The sequence below is a fragment of the Geobacillus sp. C56-T3 genome (genome assembly GCF_000092445.1).
GTDB lineage: Bacteria > Bacillota > Bacilli > Bacillales > Anoxybacillaceae > Geobacillus > Geobacillus thermoleovorans.
On the sequence record NC_014206.1, the window covers coordinates 685,671 to 709,394 of the forward strand.

21 protein-coding genes, 1 riboswitch and 1 other annotated feature are annotated in these 23,724 nt (G+C 54.4%); of the genes, 14 read left to right on the plus strand and 7 right to left on the minus strand.

Annotated features, from left to right (window positions below):
- Position 1 precedes the first annotated feature (1 nt).
- Positions 2-928 carry an Rpn family recombination-promoting nuclease/putative transposase gene (locus GC56T3_RS03585; RefSeq protein ID WP_013144417.1) on the plus strand — a complete coding sequence of 309 codons (927 nt, stop codon included), beginning with the start codon at positions 2-4 and terminating at the stop codon, positions 926-928.
- Positions 929-1,612: 684 nt separating this feature from the next.
- Here GC56T3_RS03585 and GC56T3_RS03590 read toward each other — a convergent pair.
- Both GC56T3_RS03590 and pckA read right to left on the minus strand, forming a co-directional pair.
- A complete protein-coding gene (locus GC56T3_RS03590; RefSeq protein WP_013144418.1) occupies positions 1,613-2,860 on the minus strand; it encodes an MFS transporter in 1,248 nt (415 codons plus the stop codon).
- Positions 2,861-3,238: 378 nt separating this feature from the next.
- Positions 3,239-4,825, minus strand: coding sequence for a phosphoenolpyruvate carboxykinase (ATP) (gene pckA / locus GC56T3_RS03595; protein ID WP_013144419.1), 1,587 nt, complete (start codon positions 4,823-4,825; stop codon positions 3,239-3,241).
- Between the two features lie 218 nt (positions 4,826-5,043).
- A riboswitch (SAM riboswitch) is annotated at positions 5,044-5,158 on the plus strand.
- Positions 5,159-5,287: 129 nt separating this feature from the next.
- Here pckA and metK point away from each other — a divergent pair.
- The gene (gene metK / locus GC56T3_RS03600; protein ID WP_013144420.1) at positions 5,288-6,499 is read left to right on the plus strand and encodes a methionine adenosyltransferase; all 1,212 of its coding nucleotides are present in this window, start codon (positions 5,288-5,290) and stop codon (positions 6,497-6,499) included.
- Between the two features lie 22 nt (positions 6,500-6,521).
- Here the strand turns inward: metK and GC56T3_RS03605 are convergent, their stop codons facing one another.
- Positions 6,522-7,070 carry a gamma carbonic anhydrase family protein gene (locus GC56T3_RS03605; RefSeq protein WP_013144421.1) on the minus strand — a complete coding sequence of 183 codons (549 nt, stop codon included), beginning with the start codon at positions 7,068-7,070 and terminating at the stop codon, positions 6,522-6,524.
- Between the two features lie 338 nt (positions 7,071-7,408).
- On the opposite strand from GC56T3_RS03605, the gene GC56T3_RS03610 reads away from it, so the two are divergent.
- Positions 7,409-8,518, plus strand: a complete 1,110-nt coding sequence (locus GC56T3_RS03610; RefSeq protein WP_013144422.1) for a tetraprenyl-beta-curcumene synthase family protein — start codon at positions 7,409-7,411, stop codon at positions 8,516-8,518.
- Between the two features lie 47 nt (positions 8,519-8,565).
- Here the strand turns inward: GC56T3_RS03610 and GC56T3_RS03615 are convergent, their stop codons facing one another.
- Positions 8,566-9,153, minus strand: coding sequence for a class I SAM-dependent methyltransferase (locus GC56T3_RS03615; RefSeq protein WP_013144423.1), 588 nt, complete (start codon positions 9,151-9,153; stop codon positions 8,566-8,568).
- 428 nt (positions 9,154-9,581) lie between these two features.
- Here GC56T3_RS03615 and GC56T3_RS03620 point away from each other — a divergent pair, with 428 nt between their 5' ends.
- The 9 genes from GC56T3_RS03620 (at position 9,582) to GC56T3_RS03660 (ending at position 18,693) form a co-directional block, all read left to right on the plus strand.
- Positions 9,582-9,845: a YtzC family protein gene (locus tag GC56T3_RS03620; protein WP_011232317.1), complete on the plus strand. Its 264-nt coding sequence runs from the start codon at positions 9,582-9,584 to the stop codon at positions 9,843-9,845.
- 18 nt (positions 9,846-9,863) lie between these two features.
- Positions 9,864-10,028, plus strand: coding sequence for a hypothetical protein (locus GC56T3_RS03625; RefSeq protein ID WP_013144424.1), 165 nt, complete (start codon positions 9,864-9,866; stop codon positions 10,026-10,028).
- Between the two features lie 210 nt (positions 10,029-10,238).
- Positions 10,239-11,438: an MFS transporter gene (locus GC56T3_RS03630; RefSeq protein ID WP_013144425.1), complete on the plus strand. Its 1,200-nt coding sequence runs from the start codon at positions 10,239-10,241 to the stop codon at positions 11,436-11,438.
- A gap of 91 nt (positions 11,439-11,529) precedes the next feature.
- Positions 11,530-11,751 (plus strand) — a binding site (T-box leader).
- A gap of 74 nt (positions 11,752-11,825) precedes the next feature.
- On the plus strand, positions 11,826-14,243 hold the full coding sequence (gene leuS / locus GC56T3_RS03635) for a leucine--tRNA ligase (RefSeq protein WP_013144426.1): 2,418 nt from the start codon (positions 11,826-11,828) through the stop codon (positions 14,241-14,243).
- Between the two features lie 57 nt (positions 14,244-14,300).
- Positions 14,301-14,615 (plus strand): rhodanese-like domain-containing protein, encoded by a 315-nt coding sequence (locus tag GC56T3_RS03640; protein ID WP_013144427.1) that lies wholly within the window; start codon positions 14,301-14,303, stop codon positions 14,613-14,615.
- 344 nt (positions 14,616-14,959) lie between these two features.
- Complete coding sequence (locus GC56T3_RS03650; RefSeq protein ID WP_013144428.1) at positions 14,960-16,234, plus strand: helix-turn-helix transcriptional regulator; 1,275 nt, start codon at positions 14,960-14,962, stop codon at positions 16,232-16,234.
- Positions 16,235-16,249: 15 nt separating this feature from the next.
- On the plus strand, positions 16,250-16,378 hold the full coding sequence (locus tag GC56T3_RS20130; RefSeq protein ID WP_013144429.1) for a hypothetical protein: 129 nt from the start codon (positions 16,250-16,252) through the stop codon (positions 16,376-16,378).
- A gap of 379 nt (positions 16,379-16,757) precedes the next feature.
- Entirely contained in the window at positions 16,758-18,398 is a 1,641-nt protein-coding gene (locus GC56T3_RS03655; RefSeq protein ID WP_013144430.1) for a M4 family metallopeptidase, read from the plus strand.
- A 115-nt stretch (positions 18,399-18,513) separates the two neighbouring features.
- Positions 18,514-18,693 (plus strand): sporulation protein Cse60, encoded by a 180-nt coding sequence (locus tag GC56T3_RS03660; RefSeq protein WP_008880941.1) that lies wholly within the window; start codon positions 18,514-18,516, stop codon positions 18,691-18,693.
- Between the two features lie 193 nt (positions 18,694-18,886).
- On the opposite strand, the gene GC56T3_RS03665 is transcribed toward GC56T3_RS03660, so the two are convergent.
- Positions 18,887-20,197, minus strand: coding sequence for an NAD(P)/FAD-dependent oxidoreductase (locus tag GC56T3_RS03665; protein ID WP_013144432.1), 1,311 nt, complete (start codon positions 20,195-20,197; stop codon positions 18,887-18,889).
- 112 nt (positions 20,198-20,309) lie between these two features.
- Here GC56T3_RS03665 and GC56T3_RS03670 point away from each other — a divergent pair, with 112 nt between their 5' ends.
- A complete protein-coding gene (locus GC56T3_RS03670; RefSeq protein ID WP_013144433.1) occupies positions 20,310-21,935 on the plus strand; it encodes a polysaccharide biosynthesis protein in 1,626 nt (541 codons plus the stop codon).
- Positions 21,936-22,287: 352 nt separating this feature from the next.
- Here the strand turns inward: GC56T3_RS03670 and GC56T3_RS03675 are convergent, their stop codons facing one another.
- On the minus strand, positions 22,288-22,500 hold the full coding sequence (locus GC56T3_RS03675) for a hypothetical protein (protein WP_011232307.1): 213 nt from the start codon (positions 22,498-22,500) through the stop codon (positions 22,288-22,290).
- Between the two features lie 104 nt (positions 22,501-22,604).
- Here GC56T3_RS03675 and GC56T3_RS03680 point away from each other — a divergent pair, with 104 nt between their 5' ends.
- Complete coding sequence (locus GC56T3_RS03680) at positions 22,605-23,351, plus strand: pseudouridine synthase (RefSeq protein ID WP_013144434.1); 747 nt, start codon at positions 22,605-22,607, stop codon at positions 23,349-23,351.
- Between the two features lie 95 nt (positions 23,352-23,446).
- Here GC56T3_RS03680 and GC56T3_RS03685 read toward each other — a convergent pair whose 3' ends face one another.
- Positions 23,447-23,668: a DeoR family transcriptional regulator gene (locus GC56T3_RS03685; protein ID WP_008880936.1), complete on the minus strand. Its 222-nt coding sequence runs from the start codon at positions 23,666-23,668 to the stop codon at positions 23,447-23,449.
- Positions 23,669-23,724 lie beyond the last annotated feature (56 nt).

Consider the following 23,724-nt stretch of genomic DNA (forward strand, 5'->3'; position numbering starts at 1 on the left):
CGTGGCCAAACAGCGAATCGATCATGACCGGTTGTTCAAAGAGCTGCTGTCGACGTTTTTCGAAGAGTTTTTGCTTCTTTTCTTTCCCGACGTGTACGAGCACATTGACGTTCACCATCTCTCTTTCCTCTCCGAGGAACTGTTCACCGATGTGACGGCCGGAGAGAAGCACCGCGTCGACTTGTTGGTCGAAACAAAGGTAAAAGGGGAAGACGGGCTCGTCATTGTTCATGTCGAGCATCAAAGCTACACCCAGCGGACCTTCCCCGAGCGAATGTTCCTCTACTTCAGCCGCTTGTTTCAAAAATACCGCCGCCGCATTCTTCCGATTGCCATCTTCAGCTATGACGAACAATACGATGAACCTTCCTCATTGGTCATGCAGTTTCCGTTTTTGACCGTTCTCGACTTCCGCTTTCTGACGGTGGAGCTGCGCAAACAGCCGTGGCGGGCGTACATCCGCCATGCCAACCCTGTCGCCGCTGCTTTGCTAAGCAAAATGGGGTATAATGAAGATGAGAAAGTCGAAGTGAAAAAGGAATTTTTGCGCATGCTCGTCCGCCTCGAGCTGGATGAAGCGAAACAGCGGCTGTTGTTCGGTTTTTTCGAGACGTATTTGCGTCTATCCGAAGAGGAGGAAGCGAAACTGCGAAACGAGGTGAGCCAAATGGAAACGAAGGAAGCAAAGCGTGTGATGGAGCTCATCGTCTCATACGAACAGCGGGGGATGGAAAAGGGAATCCAAAAAGGAATCGAACTGGGGATAAAGCAAGGGATGAAGCAAGGGATGAAGCAAGGACGCCAACAAGGGATCGAGGAAGGGAAGCTCGACGTGGTGAAGAGAATGATGGCGAAAGGGTACGATGTCGACACGATCCACGAACTGACCGGGCTGCCGGTTGAGAAGATTGAAAGGGTGAAGGGGTAAGGCGGCTCTTCGCCGTCGAGCCTCACATTGTCGTCGACCTCCAATCGTGCGAAAACCCCGGGGGATCGACGACAATGGTTTTTGGCGGCTCAGACTTACAGCCATCGAGGTTGAAGGTTATTGACAGAATTTTTGAAACGTGGTATTCTGAAAACAGCGCTAGATCGAAATGCTTGATACAACAAGCATTTTTGGGGTTTTTATCGTACCTATGAGGGATTGAAACTGCTGTGATTGTGTTTGGCTATCCCGGTTGTGACAAGTTTTTATCGTACCTATGAGGGATTGAAATTGAAAAAGGCAGGAGCGCAAATTCCCCTTTTGGGTTTGCGCCCTGCCGTATGATTAAACATGGAAACTCTTTATTTGCAATCGTTCCGCTTTCGATGGGTCGGATCTGACCATCGCCAAAGCGATTTCGGGCTTGGGCGCCGAACCTAGTGCGCTGGTCACAGGCGCGCCGCCCATTGGGGTACACACTACCTCGGTGGGACGGGGTGATGACACACCCCTAAACGTGGGCGTTGTCCGAACCAGAAATAGATAAGGACGTGGGCGGCCCAAGAATGGGGCTGACATAAAAGCCCTTTTTGATGAAATTTCACCGAAGTATGTGAAAGAGACCGTCTCTGAAACCCTTGATTTTACCGGGTTTTTCGCGATGGCCTATTTTTCCATGTTACCTCAGATAGAAGCATTACCGCTCTTTTGGGTCAGCCCCGTATCAAAACTCCAGATTTTCCGCTGACGATAACTGATCCAGCCGCTGGTCAAAAAGCAGCAAACAGACAAATAAAACGAAAAGCGAATCCCGTAAACATCGGCTATAAAGCCCATCAATAAGGAGGAAATCCCGAACGTTACGGAACTAATGACTCCCTGCACGGCAAAAACATGAGGCAGAGCGTCCATCCGGGCATTTTTTTGCAAAATCGTCTGAAGGCAAATCACCTTCCATTGTTCGATGATCCCGTACAGGGCGGAATACAGAAGCGCCAGGGCACCGTGCGTCGTTGTGCCAAATAACAGTGTGACAATAGCGATACAAAACGGGCCAAACAATACAAAAAATTGCTGATTTTTTTCAACCGATTGACTAAACGTAACGCTTAACAATCCCCCTATCACCATGCCGCCAAAGAAAACAGAGTTAATATATCCCCACCATTCCTCTCCTACATGTAATTGTTCTTTCACATACATATAAAGGATGGCCGAAATCCAGACGCCATTTCCGATTCCTTCAAAAAATGACATGAAGCTAATCGATTTCGCGTGCACATTTCTCCACGTGTATTCCCATCCCAGACGGATCGAAAGGAGAAAGTTCTTTAGGCCTTTGTCTTGGACCGTATTCTTCTTTGTATGTTCTTGTATAGGCAACAGAAACATGAGAATGCTTGAAACGATATAGAACAATAAAGTGATATTGATTAAAAGGAACGGCGATCCCGCACTGACAATCAAACTCCCGATCGGCCATGCGCTAAATTTGATGAATTGGTCTAACGTGTTTACAAAACTGTTGGCTTTCAAGATTTCCTCCTCGGAAACGATAAACGGAACGAGGGAGTTTTTAATCGGATTCGTGATCCCGTCTAAAAAAGCGATCAATGATACAAAAACATAAACGATCGCAGTGTAATGTTCCGCACCCCAGTGCAAAAACAGCGAGAGAAAAAGCAGCAGAAATGTTTTACACATTTGTCCGTAGGACAATAACGTTTTTAGTTTATAGTTTTCGAAAAATATCGGTGCGACGATTCCGCTAATAAATAACGACAATGTAACGAAAAAAGGGACTAATGCGGCAGCCATGGCTTTCGATGTCAAATGATATAGGTAAGAGACAACGGAGACAATGTAGAACACATCTCCGAAATTCGCGAAAGATTGTCCGATCCAAAGGAAGTGAAATGATTTCTTTTTCATGACCTCAATCCTCTCTTTGATCATCGAAACGATTGGTAATGGAATCGTAAACACGAACCAAAAGCCAGCTCTTCAGTTTTTGATAAAACGCGCTCTTTGTCGCGCCCCCAAGCAAGGGGGCGAAGGAAAGCGGATGGATTTTCAACAATTTCCTAAAGGCGAATGGATATACTGAAGCAATGGAAGCCTCCCCCCTTATTCTTGTGCAGAGTCTATTTTTATTCCCACAACTTCCCTTGTTTGTCGAGGATTTGTTCGGCATCGGAATGAAAAAATCCTCCCGATTTTCGTGGGAAGGAGGCGAAATGGGAGGCCCAAAGCAACGGAAAGAAATAAAAAACAGCCGGACAGGGAATACCCTGTCCGGCCGGGTTCTTGTTACACGAGCGGTCCGCCGAGTTTTTCGATGGACGGATCGATGTGGGCGAATTTTTGGAAGTTGGCGCGGAATTTTTGCGCCAGCTCTTTTGCTTTTTGTTCGTATGCTTGTTTGTCGGCCCATGTGTTTTGCGGCTGCAGGACGTCATCCGGCACGCCGGGGACGTGGGTTGGGATGGCGAGGCCGAAAATCGGGTCTTGCACCGTTTCGACGTTGTCCAGCTCCCCTTCGACGGCGGCTTGCACCATCGCCCGGGTGTAGGCGAGCTTCATGCGGCTGCCGACGCCGTACGGCCCCCCTGTCCAGCCGGTGTTGACCAAAAAGACGCGAACGTTGTGTTCGGCGATTTTTTGCCCGAGCATTTCCGCGTATTCGACGGCCGGGCGCGGCAAGAACGGTGCGCCAAAGCACGTTGAGAACGTTGCTTCCGGTTCGGTGACGCCGCGTTCGGTGCCGGCGAGTTTGCTTGTGTAGCCGCTTAAGAAATGGTACATCGCTTGTTCGCGCGTCAGCTTGCTGATCGGCGGCAGGACGCCGAACGCATCAGCCGTCAAAAACACGATCGTGGACGGATGGCCGGCGACGCTAGGGTCGATGATGTTTTGGATCGCCTGAAGCGGGTAGGCGGCGCGCGTGTTTTCCGTCAGCGTGCCGTCGTCGTAATTCGGCACCCGCGTCGCGTCATCGAGGACGACGTTTTCGAGCACCGCGCCGAAGCCGATGGCGTCAAAAATTTGCGGCTCTTTCTCGCGCGATAGGTTGATGCATTTCGCATAGCAGCCGCCTTCGATGTTGAAAATGCCGCGGCTTGACCAGCCGTGTTCATCATCGCCGATCAAGCGGCGGTTCGGGTCGGTCGAGAGCGTCGTTTTTCCCGTTCCCGACAAGCCGAAAAAGAGGGCGACGTCCCCTTCCTGGCCGACGTTGGCCGAGCAGTGCATCGGCAGGATGCCTTGTTCCGGCAGCAAATAGTTCATCACCGAGAAAATCGATTTTTTCATTTCGCCGGCATACTCGGTGCCGCCGATCAACACGGTGCGCCGTTCAAACGAGATGATGATGAACGCTTCCGAGCGCGTGCCGTCGACTTTCGGGTCGGCTTTAAAGTTCGGCGCGCAAATGACGGTGAATTGCGGCTCATGCGCAGCGAGCTCTTCGGCGTTCGGCCGAATGAACAGCTGATGGACGAACAAGTTGTGCCAGGCGAATTCGTTGACGACTTGAATCGGCAGCCGGTATTTCGGATCGGCGCCGGCAAAGCCTTTAAACACGAACAGTTCATCTTTCTTCATTAAATAGTCGAGCACTTTGTCGTACAGTTTATCAAACGTCTCCGGAGACATCGGCTGGTTGACCGCTCCCCAGTCGATCGTTTGCTTCGTTGACGGTTCTTCGACGATGTATTTGTCTTTCGGCGACCGCCCTGTGTACTTGCCGGTTGTCACCGCGACGGCTCCGGTGTGCGTCAGCCGTCCTTCGTTCCGTTGCAGGACTTTCTCGACGAGCTCGGCGACGGACAGTTGATGATGCACGTACGGTTTTTGCAGCAATACATCAAGCTTATTCGTCATGTTTGCGATCCCCATATTCAAAACCTGCCTTCTTTTTGAAATCACTCTTGAAAATAGTATAACACATTTTTATTAATAGTCCATACTAATTGTGTGGGTTTTTCAAACTTTATTTTGCCCAATGTGTCGATTTCCTTGAGGAAAGAATTTTCGCGGCTGGAAATGATAAAAAATGAATTTTGATAGTTGACTTTGCCGATTCCATTGCGATAAGATAAGTCATTGAACGGATACTCTTATCCCGAGCCGGTGGAGGGACAGGCCCGATGAAGCCCAGCAACCGTCACAACTGTACATGTGTGAAATGGTGCTAACCTGTGGCAAGGCGCAGTCCTTGAACGATAAGAGTGAAAGGAAGCAATACGATTGCCATGACCTTTCCTCAGCCGTTACAGGAAAGGTTTTTTATATTGCGAAGGGAAAAAGGGAAATGAGTTCCGTGTCGCCACATTATGCCAAGAGGAGGAAACAAACCGAATGTCAGCCAAACGCCGCTTGTTTACTTCAGAGTCTGTGACGGAAGGACATCCGGATAAAATTTGCGACCAAATTTCTGACGCCATTTTGGATGCCATTTTGGAAAAAGATCCGAACGCCCGCGTCGCCTGCGAAACGAGCGTCACGACCGGGCTGGTGCTCGTGAGCGGGGAAATCACGACATCAACATACGTGGACATTCCGCGCATCGTCCGCGATACGGTCCGGGAGATCGGCTACACGCGCGCCAAATACGGATTTGACGCCGATACGTGCGCGGTGCTGACGTCGATTGACGAACAATCGCCGGACATTGCGATGGGGGTGGACCGGGCGCTTGAGGCGCGCGAAGGTCAGATGACTGACGAGGAAATTGAAGCGATTGGCGCCGGCGACCAAGGATTGATGTTTGGGTTCGCCTGCAATGAGACGGAAGAATTGATGCCGCTGCCGATTTCGCTTGCGCACCGCTTGGCGCGCCGATTGGCGGAAGTGCGCAAAACGGACGTCTTGCCGTACTTGCGGCCGGACGGGAAAACGCAAGTGACGATCGAATACGATGAAAACGGCAAACCGGTGCGCGTCGATACGATCGTCGTTTCCGCGCAGCACCATCCGGAAATTACGCAAGAGCAAATCCAGCGCGACATTAAAGAACAGGTCATCAAGCCGGTCGTGCCCGCGGAGCTGCTTGATGAGAACACGAAATATTTCATCAACCCGACAGGACGGTTTGTCATCGGCGGTCCGCAAGGGGATGCCGGGTTGACGGGGCGCAAAATCATCGTCGATACGTACGGCGGCTACGCCCGCCACGGCGGTGGCGCGTTCTCGGGCAAAGATCCGACGAAAGTCGACCGCTCGGCGGCGTATGCGGCCCGCTATGTCGCGAAAAACATCGTCGCGGCAGGACTGGCCGACAAATGCGAAGTGCAGCTTGCCTACGCGATCGGCGTCGCCCGCCCAGTTTCGATTTCGATCGATACGTTCGGCACCGGCAAAGTGTCGGAAGACATTTTGATTGAGGTCGTGCGCAACAACTTCGATCTCCGCCCGGCGGGCATCATCAAAATGCTCGACCTTCGCCGCCCGATTTACAAACAGACGGCTGCTTACGGCCATTTTGGGCGTACGGACATCGACCTGCCGTGGGAGCGCACCGACAAAGCCGCCTTGTTGAAAGAACAAGCGCTGGCGTTGGCGGACAAGTGATGAAAGAAAAAGAGCTGCCTGATCACGGCAGCTCTTTTTTGTTGGCGCACGATGTCCGCTGTTGCTGCAGCGCTTTGTAATACTGCCCTTTCTCGACATATTCGCGGCGTATGCGCTCCATTTCGCGGATGTCGTCTTCCGTCAGTTCGCGGACGACTTTCGCCGGCCGGCCGAGGGCGAGCGTGTTGGGCGGAATTTTTTTGCCCGGCGGCACTAAACTGCCGGCGCCGATAAACGCGCCTTCCCCGATTTCCGCGCGGTCCAAAATGATCGAGCCCATGCCGATGAGCGCGTTTTTGCGAACGATGGCGCTGTGCAAAATGACTTGATGGCCGACTGTTACACCGTCTTCAATGATAAGCGGATTGTTTGGACTTTGATGCAAAATTGAGTTATCTTGAATATTGACCCGGTTGCCAATCACCGTTGGCGCTACATCGCCGCGAATGACGGTATTGAACCAAATGCTCGTCTCTTCGCCGATCACGACATCGCCGGTGATCGTCACATAGTCGGCGATAAAGGCGGAGGCGGCAATTTGCGGCGTTTTGCCTTTGTATGGGTAAATCATGGGCGTTCGTTCCTTTCTGCTGCAAAATCGATCGTTCACCATGTATTGTACAACGCTGCGTCCAAATCGCCAACGAAAGCGAGCGCGCCTGATCGGGATTGGTGAAAAACGTTTCGTTTCGCCCGATGAGTGGTTGGGATCGGGAAAGAAGATCCGATTTCACAAAGCTTCTCAACGTGAGAAGAACCGTTGTTGAGCGGCTTTTTCATTCCATCGCCAACCCTTTTATGGTTTGCCCCGGCCGCATTGATGGCAATACTGGAAGACGAGATCGCAGGCTGTTCAGACGCGAAACGATTTTGGTTGCCGATAAGATGGAAATGCTAGGAGACGAGACCATGGTGTTTGCACCTGAGGTGAGCCGATTGAACATTCCGAAAAACCCCATCGCCTTGATGAAAATGGTGTATCGTGACGTGCTTCCGCTTGTCCACCGCGAGCTTGCCTATTGGCGGCGCCAGGCCGAGCGCATTCCCGACCCGGAATTGCGGCGCCAGGCGCTCGCGAGCATCGCTTCGAAAACGTTCCATTGCGAAGGCGGCTCCATTTTGGCGCTCTTGGCCGGAGAAAACATGGAGGATTGCATCCGCTTTATCGTTGCTTACCAGACGATCAGCGATTATTTGGATAATTTGTGCGACCGCAGCACCTCGCTCGATCCGCTCGACTTTCGCGCCTTGCACGATTCGATGCCTGACGCTTTGACGATCGGCGCGGAGCCGTCGAACTATTACCGCCATCGCCGCGAACAGGAAGACGGCGGCTATTTGCCGGCGCTCGTCCGCACGTGCCAAAAGGTGCTCGAGACGGTGCGCCATTATGAGACGATCGCCCCATTTTTGCATGAATTGGCCGGATATTATTGCGACTTGCAAGTGCATAAACATGTCGAAGCGAGCGAGCGGGTGCCGCGGCTGGAGAAATGGTTCGCGCAATACAAAGACGCCTTGCCGCCGATGGAATGGTATGAGTTTTCCGCCTGCTCCGGTTCGACGCTCGGCATTTTCTGCCTCGTCGCCTATGCGTTTGGCGAATCGCTGCCGCCGGAGATGGCGAGACAAGTGCGCGACGGTTATTTTCCGTACATTCAAGGGTTGCACATTTTGCTCGACTATTTGATCGATCAGGAGGAAGACCGGGACGGCGGCGATTTAAACTTTTGCTTTTACTATCCGAATGAAACGGTGATGCTTGAGCGGCTTTGCCATTTCATCGAAGAGGCCGACCGCCATGTCGGCGCCCTTCCGCACGGCGAGTTTCACCGCCTTATTCACCGAGGGCTTCTTGGGTTGTATTTGTCGGATGCCAAGGTGAAAAAGCAGCGCGGGCTGCGCCGGCTGGCGCGCCGGCTCGTCCGCGCCGGCGGGGCGGCGTCGCAGTTTTTCTATTGGAACGGAAAAGCATACCGCTTTTGGCAGGAGCGGCAAAAACGGCTGTCCTTTTCATAAGGGCGGCCGTTTGCTTGTATTGGCAAAAGGGGCGGGATCCAATCGATTCAGGCGCCCTTATCCGCCCGGGTTTCGAGCGCGAGCAAAAACGGCGGGTTGTTTTGCCGATTGATGAATTCGTATTTCAAGACATGGACGCGCCGTTGATCAAGAGAGCGGACGTAATCAAGGAGCGCGTCGCGTTCGCGCTTTCCTTCCGGATGGCCGTGGTAGACGACAAGAACGATGACGCCGCCCGGCTTCATGACGGAAAGCAACTGGCGGACCGCTTCGATCGTCGATTCCGGCTGGGTGACGATTTGCTTATTGCCGCCCGGCAAATAGCCGAGGTTGAACACCGCGCCGGCGATGCGCCCGTGTACATCGGCGGGAAGCGCCTCAAGCAGTTCACTATGGCTTCGCTCGAACAACGTCGCCCGCCCGCATAGCCCATGTTCCGCGAGGCGGGCGGAAGCGGCGGTGATGGCCTCAGGCTGAATGTCAAAGCCGAACACATGGCCTGTCTCCCCGACGCGTTCGGCCAAATACACGGTGTCGTGCCCGTTGCCGACGGTCGCGTCGACGGCGATGTCGCCTTCGTTGACCGCTTGATCAAGCAAAAAGCGGGCAAACGGCAAAATGTTCATCAAAGCCATCGGTTGGCCCCTCCTTGTGATCGTTTCATCGTTTACGTTGCCAGGCGTGTCGCTGCGCCAAAGATGCCGGATGCCATCGTTTTTCCCTAAAAGACTGGTGATTTAGTGAAAAGTCGCGGAAAACGGACTTTCTTCTCAAATGGGGAAGTCCTGTAACATCAACGCTTCTCTTTCAGCCGAAAACAGCGGGTTCGGCGAAATCGGTCGTTTTTCACCAGTCCTCTAAAGCCTCGCCATCCTCTACGCCGGCGTGACAGAAAACCTTGAGCTGACCGACATCGGCCTGATTGAGCTGAACGAAGATCCCCACGTCGGCATTGTAACAAAAACTTCATGGAAAATCGACCGCTGCCAATCATTGGCGTGATACGGCCGGCCTATGCGGCGCATAGTAAACATGAGGGAATATCACGAAACGAGGTGAGCGCATGGCGACAAGACAATCCGTTGAGGAATTTTTGCAACGGTGTGAAGATGTGATCCGCTACGCGAAAGAGCAATATACAGAAGCGCAAAAGCAGGAGCATTACAACATCACCGAATACACCAACGCCCAGCAGATGCTCGAGCAGACGGTCATCGATTTGGCGCACTTGGCGCGAAGCTGCAACGCCCAGCAGCGCGAGCAGCTGCATCGGATGAGGCTCCAACTGGAGCAATTGCAAAACGACATGATTTTGCTTGACCGCTGAAACGAGGAGGAACACGACATGAAGCGACGCTTGAAACAAACGAATCCGGAACAAAAAACACCTAGCGGCCAAAACAATAACGATCTTGAGCTTGGTCAAGACTTTGACCCGGTGAAGCTGGCGAAAAAGCAATACGAGGAAACGGGCGGCCAACCGATCCGCTCCAAGCAGCGGAACGGGTGACGACAAGCCAAAGGGGCGGAAGCCGCTCCGTCTTGTTCTTCTTTTCGCGCAGGAGCCCCGCTTCAAAAGCCATTGTTTCCGTGGGGAGTTAGTTTGGCAAAAAAGTGGCGGACGCATTGGAACGCTCCGCCTTTTTGATTGCATTTTTTCCTGTTTTCCCCTACAATTATTTCGGAACTCAAAATAAAAGCCAGAAAAGGATGATGACCGATGCCCCGCGCTCTTTGGTGGCTGCTTGTCGGCATGGCGCTCAATGTGACAGGGGCGTCGTTTCTATGGCCGCTAAACACGATCTATTTGCACGAACAGCTCGGCCAGCCGCTCGCTGTCGCTGGTGTCGTGCTCATGCTCAACGCTGGGGGAAGCGTCATCGGCAGCTTGGCCGGCGGCTTTTTGTTTGACCGGATCGGCGGTTTTCGCGTTTTGTTGGCCGGGGCGGTGTTGACGATGGCCGCGCTTGCCGGCTTAAGCGTTTGGCACGGTTGGCCGCATTATGCGGTGTTTTTGGCGTTTGTCGGCGTTGGCAGCGGCGTCGTCTTTCCGGCGGCGTCGGCGTACGCTGGGGCGATTTGGCCGGAAGGGGGGCGGCGGGCGTTCAACGCCTTGTATGTCGCGCAAAACATCGGCGTCGCCGTCGGTTCGGCGCTTGGCGGGCTTGTTGCTTCATATTCGTTCTCGCTCGTTTTTTTCGCCAACCTTTTGTTGTATGCCGCGTTTTTGTTTACGGTTGTGGCTGGGCTGCGCCGCGTTCCGCTGCCGCCGCGGCGGAAAAAAGAGCGGGAGGGCCGGACGGGGGACGAGGCGTCCCGGGCACACATCCGCGCCCTCGTCCTTCTTTGCGCCGGCTATGGACTGTGTTGGTTGAGCTATGTCCAATGGTCGACGACGATCGCCGCCTATACGCGCGAGCTCGGGATACCGGTCGGGCAGTACAGCTTGCTTTGGACGATCAACGGCGCGTTGATCGTCTTGGCCCAGCCGCTGTTGTCAGCGGTCATCCGCCGCTTCATGCCGACGTTGAAGCGGCAAATCGTGATCGGTTTTCTTATTTTCGCCGTTTCGTTTGCCATGCTGTTGGGGGCGCATTCGTTTGCAGAGTTTGCCGCGTCCATGATTGTGCTCACGATCGCCGAGATGATCGTCTGGCCGGCGATTCCGGCCGCGGTGAACGAATGGGCGCCGCCGGGGAAGGCCGGGTTGTACCAAGGAATCGTCAACGGAACGGCCACGGCCGGACGGATGATCGGACCGGTCATCGGCGGCTCGGTCGCCGATCTGTTTGGAATGAAGCTGCTCATCATGATGTTAGCATTGTTTGCCTTATTGGCGGTGCTGGCCGCGCTTTTGCATGATCGTCGGCTGTCGAAGCGGACGGAGAACGCGGATGAAAAAACCGCGGCTTCCGTATAGATTTCGGCTTGCAATTGATCGACAAATTTTTTAAAATAATAATAAATTTGTCATTCTGTCCACTCATCGGTCGATTCATGCGCGAATAAGGCGAATAACGGTGAAGAGGAATAGTAGCGGGCCCGACGGACGGCAGAGAGTTGACGGATGGTGCGAGTCAACCGAAGTCGGCCCGTGAACTCGCCTCGGAGTTGCCGGCGCGAACGGTCATCGACAGCGCCGGCCGTCCATCCGCGTTAAGGAAGAAAGCGGGTGCGCCGTTTGGCGCGCCAAAAAGGGTGGTACCGCGGGAAGCGCGCCTCTCGTCCCTTTGCGTGGGGATGGGGGGTTTTTTTGTACATATTTTCGTCAATGATGCAAGTAGAACTTGATAGGAGGAGTGCTGCGATGAGCTTCAACCACCGCGAAATTGAACAAAAATGGCAGGACTATTGGGAGAAAAACAAAACGTTCCGCACGCCCGATGATGATGACAAGCCGAAGTTTTACGTTCTCGACATGTTCCCGTATCCATCCGGCGCCGGCTTGCACGTCGGCCATCCGGAAGGATATACGGCGACCGATATTTTGGCGCGCATGAAGCGGATGCAAGGGTACAACGTCCTTCACCCGATGGGCTGGGACGCGTTCGGGCTGCCGGCTGAGCAATATGCGCTCGATACCGGCAACGACCCGGCGGAGTTTACGCAAAAAAACATCGACAATTTCCGCCGGCAAATCAAGTCGCTTGGCTTTTCGTACGACTGGGACCGGGAGATCAATACGACCGACCCGAACTATTACAAATGGACGCAATGGATTTTCTTGAAGCTGTACGAAAAAGGGCTCGCCTACATGGATGAAGTGCCGGTCAACTGGTGCCCGGCGCTCGGCACGGTGCTGGCGAACGAAGAGGTGATCAACGGCCGGAGCGAGCGCGGCGGGCATCCGGTCATCCGCAAGCCGATGCGGCAATGGATGCTGAAAATCACCGCCTACGCCGACCGCCTGCTTGAAGATTTGGAAGAGCTCGACTGGCCGGAAAGCATTAAAGAGATGCAGCGCAACTGGATTGGCCGTTCGGAAGGAGCGGAAATCGAGTTTGCCGTCGACGGCCATGACGAAACATTCACCGTGTTCACGACGCGTCCGGATACGCTGTTTGGCGCGACGTACACCGTCTTGGCGCCGGAGCATCCGCTCGTTGAAAAAATCACGACGCCGGAGCAAAAGCCAGCCGTTGACGCCTACTTAAAGGAAATTCAAAGCAAAAGCGACCTTGAGCGCACCGATTTGGCGAAAGAAAAAACGGGCGTGTTCACCGGCGCATACGCCATTCACCCGGTCACCGGCGCTCGGCTTCCGATTTGGATCGCCGACTACGTCTTGATGAGCTACGGCACCGGAGCGATCATGGCCGTGCCGGCGCACGATGAGCGCGACTACGAGTTTGCGAAAAAATTCCACTTGCCGATGAAAGAAGTCGTCGCCGGTGGGAATATCGAAAAGGAAGCGTACACCGGAGATGGCGAGCATATCAACTCCGAGTTTTTGAACGGCTTGAACAAGCAGGAAGCGATCGACAAAATGATCGCCTGGCTTGAGGAGCACGGCAAAGGGCGGAAAAAAGTGTCGTACCGGCTGCGCGACTGGCTGTTCAGCCGCCAGCGCTACTGGGGCGAGCCGATTCCGATCATCCATTGGGAAGACGGCACGATGACGCCGGTGCCGGAAGAGGAATTGCCGCTTGTGTTGCCGAAAACGGATGAAATCCGTCCGTCGGGAACGGGCGAGTCGCCGCTGGCCAACATCGAAGAATGGGTCAATGTTGTCGACCCGAAAACCGGGAAAAAAGGGCGGCGCGAAACGAACACGATGCCGCAATGGGCCGGAAGCTGCTGGTATTATTTGCGCTACATCGACCCGCACAACGACAAGCAGCTCGCCGATCCGGAAAAGCTGAAAAAGTGGCTGCCGGTCGATGTCTACATCGGCGGGGCGGAGCACGCGGTCCTGCATTTGCTTTATGCTCGCTTCTGGCATAAGTTTCTTTATGACCTTGGCATCGTGCCGACGAAAGAACCGTTCCAAAAGCTGTTCAACCAAGGGATGATTTTAGGCGAAAACAACGAAAAAATGAGCAAATCAAAAGGCAACGTCGTCAACCCGGACGACATCATCGAAAGCCATGGGGCCGACACCTTGCGGCTGTATGAAATGTTCATGGGGCCGCTTGAGGCGTCGATCGCTTGGTCGACGAAAGGGCTTGACGGGGCGCGGCGCTTCCTCGACCGCGTCTGGAGACTCTTTGTCACCGAGAATGGCGAACTGAACCCGAACATTGTCGACGAACCGGCGAACGATACGCTCGAGCGCATCTATCACCAAACGGTGAAAAAAGTGACGGAAGACTATGAAGCGCTCCGCTTTAACACCGCCATTTCGCAGCTTATGGTGTTCATCAACGAAGCGTACAAAGCGGAGCAAATGAAAAAAGAATACATGGAAGGCTTCGTCAAGCTCTTGTCGCCGGTCTGCCCGCACATCGGCGAGGAGCTGTGGCAAAAGCTTGGCCACACGGACACGATCGCCTATGAACCGTGGCCGACGTATGATGAAACGAAGCTTGTCGAGGACGTCGTGGAAATCGTCGTGCAAATCAACGGCAAAGTGCGGTCGCGTTTGCACGTGCCAGTTGACTTGCCAAAAGAAGCGCTCGAGGAGCGGGCGCTCGCCGATGAAAAAATCAAAGAGCAGCTTGAGGGCAAAACGGTGCGCAAAGTGATCGCCGTCCCCGGCAAGCTCGTCAATATCGTCGCCAACTAATGATGAGGGCGGGCTTCGGCCCGCTCCCTATCCACCAACGAAAGGGGTCGATCTGCCATGGAAGAGATCAAGGAAATCACGCCGGCTGAAGTGAAAGAAAAACTCGAACGCGGCGAAAAGCTGAACATTGTCGATGTGCGCGAAGACGAGGAAGTCGCCCTCGGCATGATCCCCGGCGCGAAGCATATCAAAATGGGTGACATCCCCGATCGGCTTGAGGAATTCGACCGCAACGAAGAATATATTTTCGTCTGCCGCTCCGGGCGGCGGAGCGAAAACGTTTGCCGCTACTTGCAAGAGCTCGGCTATCGCGTCCGCAACATGACGGGCGGCATGCTCGAGTGGGAAGGCGAAACGGTGCCGAAGCGATAAGCGCTTCCGGCTCAAAGAACAGGGCATGGCGGCGGGCCGTCATCCAAGTGATCCCGTTTTTGTCGAGACCAAAACGACGGAACGTGTCAGCGGATGGGAAATGGATCCATCCGAACGGCCCCGTTCAGTCAAGAGGCAGAGGAATGGCTGGCTGCCGCGGGCCTTTTCATGCGTCGGCGGCTTGCGCTTCCCCGGTCCGCTTGCGGGGTAGGAGAGAAAAAGCGTCCCAGCTTTTTGGGGCGCTTTTTCCATTTTGTTTTAGTACCAAAGTGTGATGCAAGAAAAAAAGGAAAGGATATAATTTTCGGTAAAATCAGACACTTGTTCGAAGGAGGAGCTCTCTGTTGAAACTCGGCGACCGCTTGAAATTCGCCCGCTTGATGAAAGGCCTGACCCAAGAAGAAACGGCTGAAGGCATTATTTCGGTTTCTTATTTATCGAAAATTGAGAATAACCAAGTCATACCGAGCCAAGAGGTGCTCGAATGGCTGTTTCGGCGGCTGGACATCCGGCCGGGTGGAAACGAAACAATGCCTTCATGGTTCGAATGGGTGATGTCGTGGTATAAGGCGATGACGAACCGTGATGTGCCTGCCGCGCGGGAAATGTATGAAACGGTCAAAGAACGATGCGAGCAGTCTGGAGATGCCGAAGCCATGATTTATTTTCAGCTGATGCGAATCCGGTATTTGCTGCTTCTTGGCGACAAAAAGGGGGCGGAAACGGCGGCGCAAAGCGTGCGGGACTGGTATGGGTCGTTGAGTGATGACATGCGCTATTATTATTGGAAGTTTTTTGGGCTTTTATATTATTGTCAAGAAAAATATGACGATGCCTTGCATTGCTGTAAAAAGGCAGAAGAGTTGTTGAAGGGAGAATGGAAAACGAGCGGGGAGGAGGCCGATTTGGCTTACTTGTCGGCGCTTGCATGCAGCCGTCTGTGGAAATGGTTCCAATGCCTTCATTACGCCGAGCGAGCGCTGACGCTCAGCCAGGCGGAATACGACTTGCGGCGGAGCGCCGAATGCCATGTGCTGCTGGCGATTTGCTACCGGCGCTGCGGGGAGATCGACAAAGCGGTCGACCATTGTCTGCTGGCCCAAAAGGCGGCGAGGATGGTGGATGATCGACGGCTTCTTGGGATTGTGGAACACAATCTCGGCCACTTGAAAGGAATGAAACGTCAATACCGCGAGGCGGTGCAACATTACGAGAACAGTTTGATCTATAAAGAGGACGCCCCGCTGGATGCTCGGCTCATCACGCTTTTGTCGCTCGTGCGCGTGCATTGCGATGCCAAGCATTATCGCAAAGCGTCGATGGCTGTCGAGGAAGGGTGGAAACAGCTCGAACAAGCCCCTAACGGCGCGTCCGAGCATTATGAGTATTATTTGCATTTTTCCATTTACCGGCTGCTTTTGAGCGAAGAAGATGAACCGTTGGAGCGGCTGCTCAAACAGGAGGCGATTCCATACTTTCAAAAAAAGAAGGAGTATGATGACGCTTCTTTGTATGCCGAATATTTGGCGGATTGTTATATGCGGAGGCGCCAATACAAGCAGGCGGCCCAATATTATCAGCTAAGCTGCTCCCTCTTGCGGACGCAAACCGGCGTTTGAAAGGAGGTGAAGCTCGTGAAAAAGCGGGTCGTTGTGATCGTCGCTCTCGCCATCCTTGGCCTCGCTTCGGCCCTTGGCCAAGGCATCGGGGTGAAAGAGGCGGCAAAAGATGAGCATCCACCGCCGACCGTGATCGCCCGATAAAAGAAGCGGCCGGATTGGCGCTTTGCCTGTCTGTGTTGATCTTCTTCGAACCGATCCGTCTCCTGTTTTCGCCACGGTGCGAAAGCGGGGGATGAGTCGGTTTTTTTGTTTCGTCCGTCAAAGCACGTCCTGTGGAAATCCGTCGGCTCAAGCGAAAAAGATCAATCGTTTTTTCCGCTTGGCAGCTTCGCTGTCGGTCGTGTTTCACTTTGGCCGTTTTGTCGCAGGCGGAAAGCCGCAAAGAGGGAAAAACGGAAAATAGGCTGCCGGATCAGGCCGCATGTCGCCCGATCATTTTCCCAATACCCAATCAAAATATATTGTAATAAAATTTTTATTAGAATAAATAATTCGAAAATATAAGAAAGGGGTAAAGGGAATGAACAAACGGGCGATGCTTGGCGCGATTGGGTTGGCGTTTGGATTGATGGCTTGGCCGCTCGGTGCTTCAGCGAAGGAAAGATCAATGGTGTGGAACGAACAGTGGAAGACGCCATCGTTCGTTTCTGGTCCGCTGTTAAAAGGCGAGGATGCTCCGGAAGAATTGGTTTACCGTTATCTTGATCAAGAGAAGAATACGTTCCAGCTTGGTGGACAAGCCCGCGAACGGCTGAGCTTGATTGGCAAACAAACGGATGAACTCGGCCATACGGTCATGCGTTTTGAACAGCGCTATCACGGCATCCCAGTGTATGGCGCCGTGCTCGTTGCCCATGTCAACGATGGCGAATTGTCCTCTTTGTCGGGCGCGCTTATTCCGAATTTGGACAAACGAACGTTGAAAACAGAAGCCGCTATTTCCGTTCAACAAGCGGAAATGATCGCGAAACAAGATGTGGCTGATGCGGTGACGAAAGAACGGCCGGCGGCCGAAGAGGGAAAACCAACGCGGCTTGTCATCTATCCGGATGGGGAGACCCCGCGCCTCGCCTATGAAGTCAATGTCCGCTTTTTAACCCCTGTCCCAGGCAACTGGATCTACATGATCGATGCCGCGGACGGAAAAGTGTTGAACAAATGGAACCAAATGGACGAGGCGAAGCCGGGCGGCGGGCAGCCGGTCGCCGGCGCGTCGACGGTCGGTGTGGGCCGCGGTGTGTTGGGGGATCAGAAATATATCAATACGACGTATTCCTCGTATTACGGCTACTACTATTTGCAAGACAATACGCGCGGCAGCGGCATTTTTACGTATGACGGACGAAACCGCACCGTTTTGCCCGGCAGCTTGTGGGCCGATGGCGACAACCAATTTTTCGCCAGCTATGACGCGGCGGCCGTGGACGCCCATTATTACGCCGGCGTCGTGTATGATTACTACAAAAATGTGCACGGCCGGCTGAGCTATGACGGCAGCAACGCCGCCATCCGTTCGACCGTCCATTATGGCCGTGGCTACAACAACGCGTTTTGGAACGGTTCGCAAATGGTGTACGGCGATGGCGACGGACAGACGTTTTTGCCGTTTTCCGGCGGCATTGACGTCGTTGGGCATGAGTTGACCCATGCGGTGACGGATTATACGGCCGGGCTTGTTTACCAAAACGAATCCGGCGCCATCAATGAAGCGATGTCCGATATTTTCGGCACGCTCGTGGAGTTCTACGCCAACCGCAACCCGGACTGGGAGATCGGCGAAGACATTTACACGCCTGGGATCGCCGGCGATGCGCTCCGCTCGATGTCCGACCCGGCGAAATACGGCGATCCGGATCATTATTCCAAACGGTACACCGGCACGCAAGACAACGGCGGCGTCCATACAAACAGCGGCATCATCAATAAAGCGGCGTACTTGCTCAGCCAAGGCGGCGTCCATTACGGCGTGAGCGTCACCGGCATCGGCCGCGACAAAATGGGGAAAATTTTCTACCGGGCGCTTGTCTACTATTTGACGCCGACGTCGAACTTCAGCCAGCTGCGCGCCGCCTGCGTGCAAGCGGCCGCTGATTTGTACGGGTCGACAAGCCAAGAAGTCAACTCGGTGAAACAGGCGTTCAATGCGGTTGGAGTGTATTAAGACGAATGAAGTTTCTGACGTCACGCGTCCCGCTATTCGGGGGCGCGTGACGCCTTTTGTGGGCAGGATTTTCCCTAAATGCGTGGAAAAGGAAAAAGAAAACGGGGGAATGGCGATGTACAAAGTGAAAGTGTTTGATAAAGAGCATGAAAAAGATTTGGAAGCGGCGGTCAATGATTTTTTAGCCCGATTGAAAGACGGACAGTTGATCGATGTCAAGTACAGCGTGGCGGCGATGGAATCGGAAGGCGAGCAAATCTACTGTTTTTCCGCCATGGTCATTTACCGGACTTGACACTTCACACGGCTCCAGACTGCGGGATTCTTTGGGCCGTTTTCGTGCTGATCCCCCCAAAGCGGGCGACGCTTTTTTCGTTGCGGCATTTCCATTTCAGGCGGCGAAATTTTGCGATCGCCCGCCTTGAAGACGGGCGTTGTCGGAATGTCAGCGAACGCCCCGGAGCACCCGAGGGGCATGAGGACGGCGGTCAATTCGTTGCTGTCTGCCCCGCGGAGCCGCTCGCCCCGTTTTTTTCCGCCAATGCATAGCGGGCGGCGTTCACGCCGGCGAGCCGCCCGGTGACAAGGGCGGCGGTGATGTTGTAGCCGCCCGTGTAGCCGTGAATGTCCAAAATTTCCCCGCAAAAGTAAAGGCCGGCCATGCATTTGGAGGCCATTGTTTTCGGCTCAATTTCTTTGACCGACACGCCGCCGCCGGTGACGAATGCTTTCTCAAGCGGCAGCGTGCCGTGGACGTAAAAGGTAAACTGTTTGCACTGTCGGACAAACGCCCGCAGCGCCTCATGGCCGACCGTGCCGGCAGAGGCGTGCGGGTCGATGCCGGCCCGCTCGAGCAAAAAGACGGCGTACCGCTCGGGAAGCACCGTTTTGGCGATCGTTTTCATCGCCTTTTTCGGCTCCTCTTTGCACAGCTTGGCGAAATGTTGAAACAGCTCTTCCTGCGTCACGTCCGGAAGCGCGTCGATGCTCATTTCGACCGCGCCGTCCGCCGCTTTTTTCAACGCCTTAACGACAAACTGGCTGCAGCGGAGAGCAGCTGGGCCGGAAATGCCGAAGTGCGTAAACAGCATATCCATCCGGTGGGTGATGATCGGCTTGCCGTTCGGCTTTAAGACGCTTAACGCGACGTCGCGCAGCGACAAGCCTTGCAGCGTCCGCTCTTTGATGAACGGCTCATGCGAGACGATCGGAACTTCGGTTGGAAACAATTCGGTCACCGTGTGGCCCGCTTTTTCCGCCCACGGATAGCCGTCGCCCGTTGAGCCGGTTTGCGGCACCGATTTGCCGCCGACGGCGACGACAACCGCACGGGCGTGGATCGTCTCCCCGCTTTTCAGCGTGACACCGACTGTTTTTCCTTGTTCATACAACACCTCCGCCACTGGCGATTCAAGCCGAACATCGACGCCAAGGCGCGACAATTCGCGAACAAGCGCGTCGACGACCGACTGGGCGCTGTCGCTTTTGGGAAACATGCGGCCGTGGTCTTCCTCCTTGAGCGGCACGCCGAGCCGCTCAAAAAAGCGGATAATGTCTTCATTGTTAAATACGGAAAAGGCGCTGTATAAAAAGCGGCCGTTGCCGGGAATATGGCGGACAATTTCATCCACCGGCAGCCGATTCGTCACGTTGCAGCGTCCGCCGCCGGAGATGGCGAGCTTGCGCCCGAGCTTCGTTCCTTTTTCCAACAAGAGCACCTTCGCCCCTTCTTCGCCGGCGCCGATGGCCGCCATGAGCCCGGACGGACCGCCGCCGATGATGATGACGTCGTATCCCATGTTCATTCCACCCTTTCTTTCTGCGCGTGGCCGATATTTTTCGTTCCATTGACAACTATGGTAAAATAGATACGTTGTCATTTTCAACGTCCATGGCTAGGGAAGGGGTCATATGTCAACATCGAAACTGCTGCGCGGCACGTTTATTTTAACGGCTGGCGTGATGATTTCTCGCCTTCTTGGTTTATTTTACGTCATCCCGTTTTACCATCTTGTCGGCGAGCGCGGCGGGGCGCTGTACGGATACGGCTATGTGCCGTACCAAATTTTTTTGAGCTTGGCGACCGGCGGGCTGCCGGTGGCGGTGTCAAAGTTTGTGTCGAAATACAACGCGCTTGGGGAATACGGCGTCGGCTATCGGCTCTTTCGCTCCGGCCTTGTCTTGATGATCGCAAGCGGCATCGCCTCATGGCTCATTTTGTACGCCCTGGCGCCCATCTTGGCGCCGCACGTCATCGATGCGAAAACGAACGTCAACTCGGTCGACGACGTCACGGCCGTCATCCGCGCGGTCAGCTTTGCGCTCCTCATCGTGCCGGTGATGAGCTTGATCCGCGGATTTTTCCAAGGACATGAGTCGATGGGCCCGACGGCGCTGTCGCAAGTCGTCGAACAAATCGCGCGCATCGCGTTTTTGCTTGGGGCGTGCTACGTCATTTTGCGCCTGATGGACGGCTCGATCGTCTCCGCTGTGAGCGCGGCGACGTTTGCCGCGTTTGTCGGGGCGGCGGCGGGGCTTTTGGTGTTGCTTGTCTATTGGTGGAAGCGGCGTCCGTATTTGCAGTCGCTGCTTGCGCGCGACCGCGGCGAAGCGGACGTGTCGCTTTTGGCGATGTATAAAGAGCTGCTTCTTTCTTCGATTCCGTTTGTGTTTGTCGGCTTGTCGATGTCGCTGTACCAGCTCGTCGATCAGTTTACGTTCAATCACGCGATGGCGGCGGCGGGCCGCGGGAACATCTCGGAGCACGCGTATTCCGTGTTCAACATGTGGGCGCAAAAGCTCGTCATCATACCCGTGACGCTCGCGACCTCGTTCAGCTTGGCGCTCATTCCGACGATTACGAAAGCGTATGTCGCGCAAGACCGGAAAGCGCTGCGGCAATATTTGAACCAGACGTTTCAAGTGCTCATGTTTTTAACGCTCCCGGCGGTGATTGGCATGGCGGTGCTTGCAGGGCCGGTGTACAGCTCGTTTTACAGCTATGATCCGCTTGGTGAACAAGTGTTGCGCTGGTATGCGCCGGCGGCGATTTTGTACGCTTTGTTTTCTGTGACGGCGGCGATCATGCAAGGCATCAACGAGCAGCGGTTTACGGTCGTCAGTTTGACAGCCGGCTTGCTTGTGAAGCTTTTGCTCAACACGCCGCTCATTATGAAATGGTCGGCCGTCGGGGCCATTGTGGCCACGATGGCGGGCTATTTCGTCTCTGTGGCGTTCAACTTATGGGTCATTCAGCGCCGCACGCGCTACCGCTATCGGTTTGTCGCCCGCCGGACGGCGTTTATGGCCATCCTGACGGCGGCGATGTCAGCGGCGGTTATGGGGGTCGAGGCGCTGGCGTCCCGATGGATCGATTACCGCGCCGGCACCGCTGAATCGGTGGGCGCTGTTTCCATCGGCGCAGCGGTCGGGGCGGCCGTCTACTTGTTTCTCAGCATCCGCTCCGGGTTGTTTTCGGCGCTGTTTGGCGACCGGTTTGCGTTTTGGCGCCGGAAAGAGAAAAAGGCGGTATCGTAGACGAGGGTGTATGGGGGGATCGGCCGTTGACCGGACGGCCGTTTCCTAGGAGGCTGGTGATTTAGTACAAAATGCTGCTAGTTCCAGCTATTTCTCAATTAGAAAAACCTTGCGAAATCAGCCTTCTTTTTTTGGCGAAATGCCGCTGATTTGCTCGTGACAGCCGTTTTTCACCGGCCTTCTAGAAGCGGATCGTTTAGGCCGGGAGCCCGGCGGACGGCGCTTCTTGCGAACATCGCGGCGCCCGAACGAAAGGGTTCGACGACGGCTGTTTTTCGCCCTCCCCCATGCCGTTCGGCTTGCGGCAAAAAAAGAAGAAGGCGGTCGTCCCCGCCTTCTTTCTCCATTTCGCTTACGACAGGCCGAGCCGGCGTTCGATGCGATCGAGGCGGCTTTCCACCCGGTCGAGCCGGCGGTCGAGCCGTTCGACGGCCCGCTCAAGCCGTTCGATGCGCCGCGCCCAGTTGGCGAATGGCCCGCCTGGGTATCCGGGCCAAAATTGGCTGGCTGGCGGCTGTTGACGGTAATCATCCAACGTTGGGACATAATAGTAATATTCATTCATCGGCAAATCCCCCTTCTTGATGTTTCCTTCACAGTGTATGGGGGGAAGGCGGAAGCGGACTAGATGAACGCCTAATGAAGGCCATATTTTTAGGAGGGAGATTTGTGGAGCTGCGCATTGACAAGCTGCTCGCCCATATGGGGTATGGGACGAGGAAGGAAGTGAAAAAGCTGCTCAAGTCCGGAGCGGTGAAAGTGGACGGCGCGCCGGTCCGTGATGCGAAAACGAAAGTGCGGCCGGATGAGCAAATCGTGACCGTTTGGGGAGAAACGGTCGAGTACAAGCCATTCATTTACTTGATGATGAATAAGCCTTCGGGGGTCGTTTCCGCGACGGAAGATGCCGTGGAAGAGACGGTCGTCGATTTTCTTGAAGAAGAAGACCGGGCATTTTCCCCGTTTCCGGTCGGGCGGCTTGACAAAGATACGGAAGGGCTGCTGCTCTTGACGAATGACGGCCAGCTCGCCCATCAGCTGTTGTCGCCGAAAAAACACGTGCCGAAAACGTATTTTGCCGTCGTGGACGGGGAAGTGACGGAAGCAGATGTCGCGGCGTTTCAGCGCGGCGTCGTCCTTGATGACGGCTATGAAACAAAGCCGGCCAAGCTCGTTGTGTTGAAATCCGGCCTTCGTTCCGATGTCGAGGTGACGATCACCGAAGGGAAGTTCCATCAAGTGAAGCGGATGTTCCAAGCGGTCGGCAAGCGGGTCGTCTATTTAAAACGAATTCAAATGGGGCCGCTCGCCCTTGACCCGGATTTGGCCGTCGGCGAGTATCGGGAATTGACGGACGAAGAGGTGGACATGTTGAAGCAATACCGGCCAGAGACGGACGAAAAAAAAGGAACCTGACGCGGTTCCTTTTTTATGGAAAAATAGTGGATGTTCATCTGTGGAAAAATGGTTTGCGTTCATCTCTCATCTTGCCTACCCTATTGGCACCGGGTTTACGAAGAGATGCGCACTTTTTTGTTTGTGGTCGTCCATTTGCCCTTGCTTGGGCTGCGAACGAGATCGTTGTACATAAGCACGTTTAAGTCGCGCTGGATCGTTCGTGGGGTGGTGCCGAACTCATCAACAAGCTCTTGGGTCGTAACCGTTCCTTTTTCGCTAATGTACATATACACGGACTTGATGCGGGTAAGCATCCGATGTGTTGAAGGTTTCAAAAGACCACTCCCTATCTTAGCATCATTCGCATGGCACAACCGACCGCTAGCAGATG

Coding starts and splice junctions, on each gene's coding strand:
- GC56T3_RS03590 (WP_013144418.1), bottom strand. CDS start 2,860: ATGAAAAAGAAATCATTTCACTTCCTTTGGATCGGACAATCTTTCGCG.
- pckA (WP_013144419.1), bottom strand. CDS start 4,825: ATGGGGATCGCAAACATGACGAATAAGCTTGATGTATTGCTGCAAAAA.
- metK (WP_013144420.1), top strand. CDS start 5,288: ATGTCAGCCAAACGCCGCTTGTTTACTTCAGAGTCTGTGACGGAAGGA.
- GC56T3_RS03605 (WP_013144421.1), bottom strand. CDS start 7,070: ATGATTTACCCATACAAAGGCAAAACGCCGCAAATTGCCGCCTCCGCC.
- GC56T3_RS03610 (WP_013144422.1), top strand. CDS start 7,409: ATGGTGTTTGCACCTGAGGTGAGCCGATTGAACATTCCGAAAAACCCC.
- GC56T3_RS03615 (WP_013144423.1), bottom strand. CDS start 9,153: ATGGCTTTGATGAACATTTTGCCGTTTGCCCGCTTTTTGCTTGATCAA.
- GC56T3_RS03620 (WP_011232317.1), top strand. CDS start 9,582: ATGGCGACAAGACAATCCGTTGAGGAATTTTTGCAACGGTGTGAAGAT.
- GC56T3_RS03625 (WP_013144424.1), top strand. CDS start 9,864: ATGAAGCGACGCTTGAAACAAACGAATCCGGAACAAAAAACACCTAGC.
- GC56T3_RS03630 (WP_013144425.1), top strand. CDS start 10,239: ATGCCCCGCGCTCTTTGGTGGCTGCTTGTCGGCATGGCGCTCAATGTG.
- leuS (WP_013144426.1), top strand. CDS start 11,826: ATGAGCTTCAACCACCGCGAAATTGAACAAAAATGGCAGGACTATTGG.
- GC56T3_RS03640 (WP_013144427.1), top strand. CDS start 14,301: ATGGAAGAGATCAAGGAAATCACGCCGGCTGAAGTGAAAGAAAAACTC.
- GC56T3_RS03655 (WP_013144430.1), top strand. CDS start 16,758: ATGAACAAACGGGCGATGCTTGGCGCGATTGGGTTGGCGTTTGGATTG.
- GC56T3_RS03660 (WP_008880941.1), top strand. CDS start 18,514: ATGTACAAAGTGAAAGTGTTTGATAAAGAGCATGAAAAAGATTTGGAA.
- GC56T3_RS03665 (WP_013144432.1), bottom strand. CDS start 20,197: ATGGGATACGACGTCATCATCATCGGCGGCGGTCCGTCCGGGCTCATG.
- GC56T3_RS03670 (WP_013144433.1), top strand. CDS start 20,310: ATGTCAACATCGAAACTGCTGCGCGGCACGTTTATTTTAACGGCTGGC.
- GC56T3_RS03675 (WP_011232307.1), bottom strand. CDS start 22,500: ATGAATGAATATTACTATTATGTCCCAACGTTGGATGATTACCGTCAA.